Raw genomic sequence first — 683 nt, forward strand, 5'->3', positions numbered from 1 at the left:
TGTGTGTGAGCGCTAAACTTTGGGCCGTTTCGGCCATGCAGGTGGGCCAAGTTGGCAGCTCATTCCAGGCCAGTTGGGCGCTAAGCGCTAGCACCTCGGCAGCCGCTCGGAAATACCCGCTTGCGATCCCCATCAGCAACAAGTGCGGACGGTTCCCGCCGGGTGTTTCGAGCGGCACCCGGCGCCCCTGAGCGGCCCTGCATCCCGCGCAGCTAGCCGCATCCCTGAGGCTCTCGTGCCGGATGGCCCCCACCCGGCCAGAGCCCGAGTCGCCGCCGTCCTGGCTGGAGTGCGCAATGATGCCAGAGGCCGATTGCGGTGGCCCGTGTCCATCGTCGGCGGTGGTGTCAATGATGAGAGCGGACACTTGGTACGCGGCCAAGACCGCGGGCGGCCAACATGGTGGAGCACTGCTGGCCAGCCATGGGATTCAACTGTGGCCGCGACCTCCCGGATGTGTAACATGCCATGTCAGAAAGTGATTGTGGATGAAATTAGATGCAAATCATACAGCCGCCATTGATCGGCCCAACGACTCGCGGGAGGCCGGCATGCGAGGGCGGCGTTGGGTAAAGCGACGATTTTGGACGGGTTCCATCGAGACTGCCGAGATGGCCTGGAACCGTGCCGAAATGGCCTGCTTCTTAGCGCCGAAATGGCCTATTTCTAATCGACGAAACACA

The 683-nt window shown here is 62.4% G+C and carries 1 protein-coding gene; it reads left to right on the forward strand.

Annotated features, from left to right (window positions below; translation table 11 throughout):
* Positions 1-488 precede the first annotated feature (488 nt).
* The coding region (locus tag OIU93_RS20550; RefSeq protein ID WP_264271891.1) for a hypothetical protein at positions 489-683 on the forward strand (195 nt) is incomplete at its 3' end.

It is taken from the genome of Paeniglutamicibacter sp. ZC-3 (assembly GCF_025847175.2).
Taxonomy (GTDB): Bacteria; Actinomycetota; Actinomycetes; order Actinomycetales; family Micrococcaceae; genus Paeniglutamicibacter; species Paeniglutamicibacter sulfureus.